At 72.0% G+C, this 6995-nt stretch carries 12 protein-coding genes; 3 read left to right on the top strand and 9 right to left on the bottom strand.

All coding sequences use genetic code 11. The annotated features are described in order from the left end of the window. Positions 1–3 precede the first annotated feature (3 nt). From IY392_RS14280 to IY392_RS14255, 6 genes are all read right to left on the bottom strand, one after another. A complete protein-coding gene (locus tag IY392_RS14280) occupies positions 4–648 on the bottom strand; it encodes a hypothetical protein (RefSeq protein ID WP_194861568.1) in 645 nt (214 codons plus the stop codon). Between the two features lie 14 nt (positions 649–662). Continuing rightward, the gene (locus IY392_RS14275) at positions 663–1235 is read right to left on the bottom strand and encodes a DUF6286 domain-containing protein (RefSeq protein WP_194861567.1); all 573 of its coding nucleotides are present in this window, start codon (positions 1233–1235) and stop codon (positions 663–665) included. Continuing rightward, the gene (locus IY392_RS14270; protein ID WP_194861566.1) at positions 1232–1591 is read right to left on the bottom strand and encodes an Asp23/Gls24 family envelope stress response protein; all 360 of its coding nucleotides are present in this window, start codon (positions 1589–1591) and stop codon (positions 1232–1234) included. Before IY392_RS14270 ends, IY392_RS14275 begins: the two co-directional genes overlap by 4 nt. Before the next feature lie 3 nt (positions 1592–1594). Then, positions 1595–1771, bottom strand: coding sequence for a hypothetical protein (locus IY392_RS14265; protein ID WP_194861565.1), 177 nt, complete (start codon positions 1769–1771; stop codon positions 1595–1597). Between the two features lie 81 nt (positions 1772–1852). Then, positions 1853–2389, bottom strand: a complete 537-nt coding sequence (locus tag IY392_RS14260) for an Asp23/Gls24 family envelope stress response protein (protein WP_194861564.1) — start codon at positions 2387–2389, stop codon at positions 1853–1855. A 248-nt stretch (positions 2390–2637) separates the two neighbouring features. Then, positions 2638–3048: a hypothetical protein gene (locus tag IY392_RS14255; protein WP_107757230.1), complete on the bottom strand. Its 411-nt coding sequence runs from the start codon at positions 3046–3048 to the stop codon at positions 2638–2640. A gap of 743 nt (positions 3049–3791) precedes the next feature. On the opposite strand from IY392_RS14255, the gene IY392_RS14250 reads away from it, so the two are divergent. Further along, a complete protein-coding gene (locus IY392_RS14250; RefSeq protein ID WP_107757231.1) occupies positions 3792–4004 on the top strand; it encodes a hypothetical protein in 213 nt (70 codons plus the stop codon). A gap of 6 nt (positions 4005–4010) precedes the next feature. On the opposite strand, the gene IY392_RS14245 is transcribed toward IY392_RS14250, so the two are convergent. The 3 genes from IY392_RS14245 to IY392_RS14235 all read right to left on the bottom strand — a co-directional run bounded on the left by IY392_RS14245 (position 4011) and on the right by IY392_RS14235 (position 4969). After that, positions 4011–4196: a DUF6440 family protein gene (locus tag IY392_RS14245; protein WP_107757232.1), complete on the bottom strand. Its 186-nt coding sequence runs from the start codon at positions 4194–4196 to the stop codon at positions 4011–4013. Between the two features lie 32 nt (positions 4197–4228). Next, positions 4229–4495, bottom strand: a complete 267-nt coding sequence (locus IY392_RS14240; RefSeq protein ID WP_182612993.1) for a DUF3072 domain-containing protein — start codon at positions 4493–4495, stop codon at positions 4229–4231. 66 nt (positions 4496–4561) lie between these two features. Continuing rightward, complete coding sequence (locus IY392_RS14235) at positions 4562–4969, bottom strand: YciI family protein (RefSeq protein WP_194861563.1); 408 nt, start codon at positions 4967–4969, stop codon at positions 4562–4564. 219 nt (positions 4970–5188) lie between these two features. Between IY392_RS14235 and IY392_RS14230 the strand changes: the two genes are divergently transcribed. Both IY392_RS14230 and IY392_RS14225 read left to right on the top strand, forming a co-directional pair. Continuing rightward, positions 5189–5884, top strand: a complete 696-nt coding sequence (locus tag IY392_RS14230) for a hypothetical protein (protein ID WP_194861562.1) — start codon at positions 5189–5191, stop codon at positions 5882–5884. Continuing rightward, the coding region (locus IY392_RS14225; protein ID WP_194861561.1) for a PrsW family intramembrane metalloprotease at positions 5881–6995 on the top strand (1115 nt) is incomplete at its 3' end. The genes IY392_RS14230 and IY392_RS14225, both read left to right, overlap by 4 nt.

The following is a 6995-nucleotide window of genomic DNA, read 5'->3' as shown; positions in this document are numbered from 1 at the left end:
GGGTCATGCCGGCTCGGAGACCAGGTCGCCGCCCGCCCCGCCGTGGCGCACGGCCACGCGGTCGGTGCGGGACGACGACCGCGGGGTGCGCACACGGACCAGCAGGTCCACCGAGAGCGGGCTGGTCCCGAGCGCGGTCTCCGGATCGGTGGCGAGCACCCGTCGGGCCTCCGCGACGGCCCATTCGACCTGCGCGTCCTCGGACACCGACACCTCGGCCAGAATCCGCAGGGAGGTCGTGGAGCCGGAGGCCCTCACCGAGGCCTCGTCGACACCGGGGACCCCCTCCACCCTCTCGGCGAGTGCGCGCTCCAGGACCTGGGGTTCCAGGGAGGCCAGGGGCGTGCCGTCGTCGTGCAGTCTCATCGTGGTGTGCTCCGGCGCGGTGGGGATCTGCGCGAGCAGCAGACCCAGGCCGACGAGCAGGGCCAGGACGGAGGCGGTGGTCGCGGCCGGCAGGGCCCACCCCCGGTTCTCCTGCACCAGGGCGTCCACCGTCGAGTCGGCCGGGACCATCAGCCCCGACAGTGACGACCCCGCGGGGACCAGTGCGAAGGACACGGCGATCAGCCACGCCGCGGCGGTCAGGGTGACCAGTGCCGCCACCGTCAGGACGATGCGGTTTCGGGTTCCGGAAAGGCTTCGCATGACACCTCGTCCTCTCAGCTTCTGCGGTGGGTGCGCACACGATGACGCGTCGGGCCGAGCGGCCGGAGTTCGGCCAGCGCCTCCTCCACGGCCGCGGTGGCGCCGCGGGTCACCGGGGCGGTGTCGTCGACCACGGTCTCGACCGCCACGTCGACCCGGCGTCGACCCACGGCCACGCTGGCGCCGCGGACCCCGTCGACGCTCTCGGTGCGCCGTTGGATGCGGCGGGCCACGTCCCGTCGGGAGATGGCGGTCTCACCCGGGACGTCGTCCCCCAGTACGAGCACGCGCGAGGGGCGTCCCGGCACGATCGCGGACAGCAGCAGGGCACACCCGACCACCGCCAGCACCACGGCGGCGATGCGCGTCTCCGTCGATCCGAGTTCCGTCCCCGAGATCGTCTCCACCGTCGCGGACGCCGCCGCGGGCCAGGTGTCGTCGACCAGGTAGGTCACCAGCACCCAGGTCCCCAGGCCGCCCACGATGAGGAGCGCCGCGGCGAGCAGTACCACCGGGACGGCGCGCGGTGGCCGTCTGATCAGTCCGCTGCGGCGGGGGCGTGCGCCCGCGCGGCGTCGTGCGCTCATCGCAGTGCTCCTCTCGTCGCGGTCCCGGGGTTGAGCCACGAGATCTCGATGTCCAGTCGGCCCACCTGCAGGCCGGTCAGCTCGGCGACCCTGTCCTGCACGTGCCGGCGCAGACCGCGGCACGTCTCGGCGAGGTCCACGGGGAACGCGACGCCGACGTCGAGCCGGAGCACCGCGACCGTTCCGTAGAGGTCGCAGGTCACCGACGGGCGCGAGTCGAAGTCCCGGCGCGCACCCACACCCAGTAGCCCTCCCGCGGGCCCGCCCACGTGGGCGTATTCGGAGGCGACCTGCTCGGCGATCCGCCCCACGACGGAGGCGGGGATGGTGGTCAGGCCTCGTTGCGCGGTGGTCACGGGTCACCCCCTCCGGCGATCGGTGAGGCCCTTGATCTCGACGCGGCCCTCCATGGCCAGGCCCACGGCCACACCGATCACGCCGAAGATCAGCACGATGAGGAACTGGCCGAGGGAGCCGAACGCGGCGACGGCGCCGAGGAACAACCCCACCAGGAGAGTGAGATGGGTGGTCTTCATGAGAACTCCTCGCTCAGGGTGTGCGGGGCCGGGCCGGGTGGCCCGCCCCCGCGGTGCAGCAGTGGTGGACGGGTCGGGGGGTCAGCGGAGCTCGGTGCCGCGACCGCTGTCGGAGCCGGAGCGGCCGTTGTCGTCGTCGTCGTCGTCCTGGGGCAGGCGGACGTCGGTGACGTTGACGTTGACCTCGACCACCTCGAGCCCGGTGGTGCCCTCGACCTGGTCGATGACGTTGCGCCGGATGGCGTTGCCCACGTCGACGATCGAGGCGCCGTATTCCACGACCACCGTCACGTCGATCGCCGTCTGGGTCTCGCCCTTCTCGACGCTGATGCCGCCGGTGACGTTGGTCTGGGCGTTGGGGATGCGATCGGTCACCGCCGAGAAGGCGCGGCGGGCGGCGTTGCCCATGTCGTAGACGCCGGGGACCTCACGCGCGGCCATGCCGGCGATCTTGGCCACGACACCGTCGTCCAGGGTGGTCACCCCGCGGGACGTCTGGAGCGGTCCGCGCGCGGGCTTGTTCTCGACAGCCTTCTCCTGCGCGGTGGCCTCCGCGGCCTCGGCGGCCTGCTGCTCACGAGACTGCTCACGACCGGTCTTGGGGATTGCGTTCGACATGCTTCCTCCTCGTGGGTCGGCCCGGCTCCCGGCCGGGCCTGTCGATGGGCGACTTCACAACTAAGACGTCACGAGCCGCCGGATCGTCACGGGCGCTCTCGACGTTTTTTCGGGGGGTTCGATCGCACCCGAGACTCGCCGGGTCGACCCGCAGCCGGACGGGTGGATGCGCCGGCGCTGGTGGCCGGCGCTGGTGGCCGGTGCTGGTGGCCGGCGCTGGTGGCCGGTGTGATCGGAGCCGGGAGGCTCTAGTCCGTGATCCCCGGCAGACGATCTATGCGGACGCCCAACGCCCGATCGGGCTGGCGCAGGGCGAACTCCGTGCGACTCAGCGGGCCGGGGCGGGCTCGGGAGCTCGGGCCGGACCGGCGAGAGCGCTGGGAACCGGGCAAGGACACCGGAGCCCGCAGTAACACCGCGGTCGCGCCCACGACAAGGGCGAACACCATCACGCTGAACAGCGCGGGCACCACCCACCCGCCGCCTGCATGGAGCGCCGCACCGGCCGCCAGCTCGGCGGAGGCCGCGACGCCCCCCATCGACGCACCGAGAAGGACCGCTCCGGGCATGAGGGCCGCCACAACCGCCACGGAGGCCAGGATCGCGATGCCGGCCATCGCGAGGAACGGGCAGGTGCGGGGACCGGGGAGAGAACTCACGGCGGTTCTCCTTTCAGCGTCTGCCCCTGATTCGGAGACCTGCGCCACACGGATGGGCCGGCGGGCCCGCCGACCGCGCGAGGTCTCGTCTCAGGCTCCCCGCGCTCGTCGAGTGGTCACACCTGATCGCGTTCTCCCAGGTGGGGTTTCCCGCGCCCGTTCATTTGTGACCACTCGACGACCAGGCACTCGTGGCATCCGGGGGACGAGGAGGCAGGGCCTTGACCGTGCGGCCGGTCAGGGCTGCGAACTCTCCGATGTGCACCATGTGCCCACTCTCGGTGCTCCCTCCCGAGGGGAGGAGCACGCCTCCGCGACGATGGGTGGTCAGCGCTCCACGATCACGGACGGGGACCGGACGGGGACCAGAATCGTGCGACTCGTGACGTGCCCTGCATGATCCGACGCCCGGAATCACGCGGAAGTCGGTCTCGCGAGAGCTGTCCAGACGCCTGGGGGTCAAGGGGTCGTAGGGTCGAATCCGGTCAGACCGACGTGAGGAAGACGACCTCAGGGGCGGTTCCCCCACGGGTGACCGCCCCGGGGTCGTGTGCGCCCACGGTCGTTCCGCCCCGGCAGCGCTCCGAGGCGCCCCGGGCGAGCTGCGGGGACGTCGACGAGTCAGGGCGGCGATTCGGCCCCCCTCTACCGGCGGGCTCGATCGAGGACTATGGTCATCCGCGACCACAGCACATCCGCAGTCGACAGCAGCGGATGTGCCGTCGAGCCGGAAGAGGAGATTCATGGCCACCTCCACCATGCCGCCCCAGGTCCTGGGGCAGCGGATGCAGTTGACGACCCTCGAGTTGGGGGTCGGCGCAGCGCTCGCCGCGGTGGCGGTTCTGGCGGTCACGCTGGTCGCGGTGACGGGCGAATCCGCCCAGCCCTCGGCGGGCACGGACCGGGACACCTCGACCTCGGTGGTCAGCCAGGTCCCCCAGAGGATCCCCGGGTAGCTCTGGCTACAGCGAGGGGTCCACGACGGGCTTGCCGTCGGCGCCCAGCAGCGCGGTGAGTCCGCCGGCGTATCCGCCCGAGCGCCAGAGATAGCACACCCCGGTCTGGGTGTCCCTGAGGATCTCGACGGTGCTACCGAACCCCATGCTCTGGGTGTGGACCTTCTCGAACCGCTTGTCGTTTCTCGCCATGCCGCGATGATCTCATCCGCGGCGGGCCGGCGTCAGGTCCGCGGGTTGCCCTTCTGCAGGCGGTCGATGTGCTCCGAGGCCTGCGCCTTGGTCAGGGTCGCGGGCAGTTCCTCGCCGGCCTCGCGCGCGAGGGTGTCGAGGTAGCTCTTCTGCGCGGCGGTCATGGGCTCGTCGCCGGTCACCCAGTCCTCGGGGTCCCGCTGCACCGAGGTGCCCCCGGCTCCCGGGGTCTCGGGGACCGGAGCCCCCAGGGTCTCTTCCGTGGACGACCGGGTCGGGTCCTGCTCGGGGTTGGTCATGCCCGCACCGTACGCCCGGAGCGGGATCCCGACCACCGAGCGACCGCCCTGCCCGGCCCGGCCGCGTCAACCCTCGGACTCCGGCGGCGCCTCGAGGAACGGCCGCAGTTCCAGCCACTCGTGGATCGGCTCGCCGCCCGCACCCGGGGCCGCGGACAACTCGGCCGCGAGCTCCAGGGCGCGCTCGTAGGAGGCGACGTCGATGATCATCCAGCCGGCGATCAGGTCTTTGGTCTCGGGGAACGGGCCGTCCGTGAGCGGCGGGCGGCCCTCGCCGTCGTACCGCACCCACGTCCCCGACTCCGACAGCGCGGTGGCGTCCACGAACTCGCCGGACTCCTCCAGGCGGGCGGCGAAGTCGTTCATGTACTGGATGTGGGCGGAGACCTCCTCGGGCGCCCACTCGGTCATGGGCACGTTGTTGGGCGGCTCCGGCGCGCCCCGGTAGTGCTTGAGCAACAGGTACTTGGCCATGGTGATCCTCCTCGTACTGTGCGACCCAGTGTGGTCGCGTCACCGGGAGGACGGAACCGGATGCGGGTTCTCGACGGTGCTGGCCTACCCGGTGCGCGAGGGGGTGATGACGCCGACGTCGACGCCCGGCGGGACGGTGCTCCCGTCGGCGCCCGCCCGCCCCGGCCGATTCACCGCGATTCCCGCCGCGCCGCGGCCGGCAGGTGTAAATGTTCACGGGTGAACACCACGACCCCTCCCGATAGCCCCCCGGAATCCTCTCGCACCCACTCCGACCACCGTGTTCTCGGCCTCGACCGGAGCCAGGCGATCCCCGCGGCCGTGGTCCTGGCCATCGGCCTGGTGTGGGGACTGGGTCTGCCCTGGCTCGACAGGTCGGTCTCCTGGAACGACCCGATCGCGGCCGGCGACGTCGTCGATCTGGGCAAGGGCGTGCACTTCACCCCGCCCGTCGGATGGGACCTCACCCAAGGGGTCCGGGTCGGGGACGAGCCCGCGAGTGGACCCCTGGACGCGGGGACCACGGCGACGGTCACAGACGGGGGGACCACCATCTCGGCCACCCAGGGGGTCTTCGCCGGCGATGTCGACGCGCTGCTGGCGGAAGCCGAGAAGCACCTGTCGGTCCGCGAGAAGGGTGTGCGGGTGTCGGGTGCGCGGCAGTCGGTGACGACCGACAGCGGCCTGGTCGGCACCAGCGAGCCGTTCACCTCCACATCAGGGGACGGCGTCCTGGCCGCGTTCGTCCTGCCGTCCGGCTCCGGCCCGGCTGCGGGCGGGCGCTGGGACCACGAGTCCGACTCCGCCCCCACCGCCATCACCTTCGCCGCCCGATCCCAGCCCGGCCAGTCCACCGCCGACGCCACCGAGATCGAGGCGGCGCTGCGCAGCCTGACCTACGGAGGACCGAGATGAGCACCCCTACCGTCTCGGCGAGCAGCGACACCGCCCCCGATCCGGACCTCCTCGCCGCCCGGGACCGTGCGCTCGAGGAGTCAGGATGGGGTCAGGGTTTCCGGCTGTGGCAGCCGCGCAACCCGGCGTTCTGGGTGCTGCTCCTGGGCATCGCCGCCGGGGTGGTGAGCCTGGTTCAGATCGCCTCGCAGGCCGCCAGGCTCTACCCGGTCGCGGTCGCTGTGGGAGCCGTCGCCTTCGCGCTCTACGGCGGGGCATGGTGGCTGTTCCTGCGACTCCATGACCGCTCCATCCCGCGGTCCGTGACGATGCTGGCCACGGTCTTCGTGTGGGGTGGCACCGCCGGCACGTTCTGGATGGCCGTCCACGCCAACGACGCCCTGCTCTCGCTGTACGGCAAGCTCTTCGGTACCGCCTGGTCGACGGCGTGGGGCGCCGCGTTCGCCGCGCCCGTCATCGAGGAGTTCGCCAAGGCCACCGCACTGGTCCTGATCCTCGGGCTGGCCTCCCACCTGGTGCGCAGCCCCTACGACGGGTTCATGATCGGCGCCTTCACGGGCCTGGGGTTCCAGGTGGCCGAGGACATGCTCTACGCCGCGCAGACCTCCGCCGCGAACTTCGGCTCCGAGCAGATCGAGTCGGCGGTCCAGACGATCCTGATCCGCAGCGGCCTGGGGATCGTGTCGCACACCCTGTTCTCGGCCTTGTTCTGCGCGGGGCTCGTGTGGTTCCTCGGCCGGCCCCGCGCCGAGCGCAACCGCGCCCTCGGAGCCGGGCTGATGCTCGCCACCATGACCTTCCACTGTCTCTGGGACGCCGCCGACGCCATCGGCAACTCCGTGTTCGGCAGCACCGCGTACGCCTCGCTCGTGCTGGGGGTGGTGATCGTGGTCGCGATCGTGGTGGTGCGCGTAATCGCCCGGCGCGCCTCGCGGGTGCAACGGCAGTGGCTGCGAGCCGTCCTGGCCCCCGAGGTGGATCAGGGGGTCCTCACCGAGCCCGAGGTCGCCGCGGTGGTCGGGGACCGCGGAGCCCGGCGACGCTATCTCCGCAGCGCCCCGCACGGTCGCCGGCAGGGCAGGCACGTGCTCACCTCGGTGCGGGCCCTGGC

It is taken from the genome of Dietzia sp. SYD-A1, from assembly GCF_015356725.1.
Lineage (GTDB): Bacteria > Actinomycetota > Actinomycetes > Mycobacteriales > Mycobacteriaceae > Dietzia.
This window is presented reverse-complemented; position numbering and strand designations above follow the sequence as displayed.

Excerpts from the sequence above, each read along its gene's own strand:
- IY392_RS14280 (WP_194861568.1), bottom strand. The coding sequence starts at position 648 with ATGCGAAGCCTTTCCGGAACCCGAAACCGCATCGTCCTGACGGTGGCG.
- IY392_RS14275 (WP_194861567.1), bottom strand. The coding sequence starts at position 1,235 with ATGAGCGCACGACGCCGCGCGGGCGCACGCCCCCGCCGCAGCGGACTG.
- IY392_RS14265 (WP_194861565.1), bottom strand. The coding sequence starts at position 1,771 with ATGAAGACCACCCATCTCACTCTCCTGGTGGGGTTGTTCCTCGGCGCC.
- IY392_RS14260 (WP_194861564.1), bottom strand. The coding sequence starts at position 2,389 with ATGTCGAACGCAATCCCCAAGACCGGTCGTGAGCAGTCTCGTGAGCAG.
- IY392_RS14250 (WP_107757231.1), top strand. The coding sequence starts at position 3,792 with ATGGCCACCTCCACCATGCCGCCCCAGGTCCTGGGGCAGCGGATGCAG.
- IY392_RS14245 (WP_107757232.1), bottom strand. The coding sequence starts at position 4,196 with ATGGCGAGAAACGACAAGCGGTTCGAGAAGGTCCACACCCAGAGCATG.
- IY392_RS14240 (WP_182612993.1), bottom strand. The coding sequence starts at position 4,495 with ATGACCAACCCCGAGCAGGACCCGACCCGGTCGTCCACGGAAGAGACC.
- IY392_RS14235 (WP_194861563.1), bottom strand. The coding sequence starts at position 4,969 with ATGGCCAAGTACCTGTTGCTCAAGCACTACCGGGGCGCGCCGGAGCCG.